4 protein-coding genes are annotated in these 2,040 nt (G+C 47.9%); 3 read left to right on the forward strand and 1 reads right to left on the reverse strand.

Going from position 1 to position 2,040, the window contains the following annotated elements; genetic code table 11:
- Positions 1 to 105 precede the first annotated feature (105 nt).
- The 3 genes from B060_RS0123425 (at position 106) to B060_RS0123435 (ending at position 1,481) form a co-directional block, all read left to right on the forward strand.
- Positions 106 to 444 (forward strand): ABC transporter transmembrane domain-containing protein, encoded by a 339-nt coding sequence (locus tag B060_RS0123425; protein ID WP_330217094.1) that lies wholly within the window; start codon positions 106 to 108, stop codon positions 442 to 444.
- Between the two features lie 331 nt (positions 445 to 775).
- On the forward strand, positions 776 to 1,051 hold the full coding sequence (locus tag B060_RS25850; RefSeq protein WP_018084215.1) for a type II toxin-antitoxin system prevent-host-death family antitoxin: 276 nt from the start codon (positions 776 to 778) through the stop codon (positions 1,049 to 1,051).
- Position 1,052: 1 nt separating this feature from the next.
- Positions 1,053 to 1,481, forward strand: coding sequence for a type II toxin-antitoxin system PemK/MazF family toxin (locus B060_RS0123435; RefSeq protein WP_018084216.1), 429 nt, complete (start codon positions 1,053 to 1,055; stop codon positions 1,479 to 1,481).
- Positions 1,482 to 1,668: 187 nt separating this feature from the next.
- Here the strand turns inward: B060_RS0123435 and B060_RS27900 are convergent.
- The coding region (locus B060_RS27900) for a hypothetical protein (RefSeq protein WP_026173101.1) at positions 1,669 to 2,040 on the reverse strand (372 nt) is incomplete at its 5' end.

The following is a 2,040-nucleotide window of genomic DNA, read 5'->3' on the forward strand; positions in this document are numbered from 1 at the left end:
TCATTTCTAATGTTAGTGGGACTGCCATTCGACGCGGTGTATACGCAAAACGCACGATAGTGGAATTTTGACAGTAAATTTTCCGAGTGCGATCATCAGTGCGTTGTGCGAGCTTGGATACCCGCCTCACTTAGAATGAGTGCGGAGACATTGACGGCATCAATCCAGGAAAGCGGAAAGCGCATCGAGACAATTAAGGCGATCCAAACGATCAAGGTTATGGCTGCCGAAATCGCCCAAGAAAGCCAGTGGTCAAACCGGTACGCCGATTATATCCGGAAAACCATGAAGTTCGCACGCTTTAATCTCGTTGTAGGGAGCGTTCACGCGGCCGTTGATACGGTGATTACGACCGTTATAATCTATCTTGGAGCCAAGGCTATAATTGATGGAAAAATGACGGTCGGTATCCTCTATCCATTTCGGATTTTAGAAGCGCGATAGCGGACAGGCCGGTGCGCTGTTTTTCGCGTTTCAGCTTCCGCCTGATTTCATTCGTAATTGCGACGGATTCGTCATTCATGCGACCCTGGACGAATTACCTTCGTTTGGTTTGTAAGATTTAGGCGTGGTAGAAGAGTAGAAGGCAGCATCCATTCGACTTTGATAGCCTTTAGTCTGAGGCCGCCTTGATGGCCGCGCCCCGGACGGCTATTTTTTGATTGTACGGACAGGCCTGGAGGCGGTCAACAAAGCTCAATTCCCGCCAATCTGATTATTCTTGCTAATAATAGCTAAAATAGCTATTATATAGAATATAGCCAAGGAGGGCTTGATGACCGAATTTACCGTTGCCTCGACAGAATTCCAGAACCGGGCTGGCGTCTATATCGAACGCGCCGCTAAAGACCCCGTCTTCATTACCAAACATAGCCGTCCGGTGCGCGTCCTTCTCGACATTGACGAATATCGTAAGCTTCGCAGGAATTACCGTGAAGCCCTTTATGCCTCGGAACTCAGTGACGATCATTTACAGGCCATCCTGACGGTAGAACTGCCCGCCGAAGCAGAAGCCTTAAATCACGAAATGACCGAACCAAAGATAAAGTAAGATGGCCTTGCCTGATCCCAAGCCCGGCTTGGTTATTAATTACAGCTATCTATGGCGACGTGAGGCTGACAAAGGCGGCGAAGAAGGCCGCAAGGATAGGCCCTGCGTTATCATTCTTGCCGTTGAAGATATTGAAGGCGACAAGATCGTCACCGTCGTACCTGTTACGCATCAACAACCGTCCGATCTATCAAACGGGGTTGAGCTTCCGCATGTCACAAAAAAGCGTCTGGGACTTGATGATGAGCGATCCTGGGTCATGAGCACTGAGGTCAACCGCTTCACATGGCCCGGCAGCGATCTGCGACCGATATCACGCAATAGGTCGGACCAGTTCGCCTTTGGCTTTGTTCCTGCTGATTTGGTTCGCAAGGTTGTCGATCAAATACGAACCCGGCAGCGCGTGGCGATTACCCGGCGGGATGACTGAAGTTTGGACTGCGAGGAAAGACGCAATGCCACTTGATCGGGGGGGGGGCGTGGCATTGCCCCTTAAGTATAGCAACCAAAAGGGCCGGTTTCCAAATTAATCAAATAGTATATCTATTTTACGTACGACTATATTCAAACAGCCAAATTAATAAGACCTTAAATTCGAATACAATTTAAACAGCATTTTATGTTTTCATAATAATGCTTAAATTATTTTCGCATATTATTTGCGAATGACTTTTGCTGATCCGACAGAGTTTGAAGATTTGAAAACCGAAGATACGAAATCTCTGGTTCGTTCTGCTAATGCTGGCGCAGAGCAGGATAGTGTTCTTTGCTAATTTCATCTCGACTAGGGTCTTGTCTCGTCCCCGACTGATTTTGAAATCTACTGGGCCGCGACCATCATTCGCTTCGCTACCGGCATCGGAATAAGTTCCGAACCAGACTAGGCGATAGAGGACGCCCTGCTCATTTCTAATGTTAGTGGGACTGCCATTCGACGCGGTGTATACGCAAAACGCACGATAGTGGAATTTTGACAGTAAATTTTCCGA

Source organism: Asticcacaulis benevestitus DSM 16100 = ATCC BAA-896 (assembly GCF_000376105.1).
Classification (GTDB): Bacteria; Pseudomonadota; Alphaproteobacteria; order Caulobacterales; family Caulobacteraceae; genus Asticcacaulis; species Asticcacaulis benevestitus.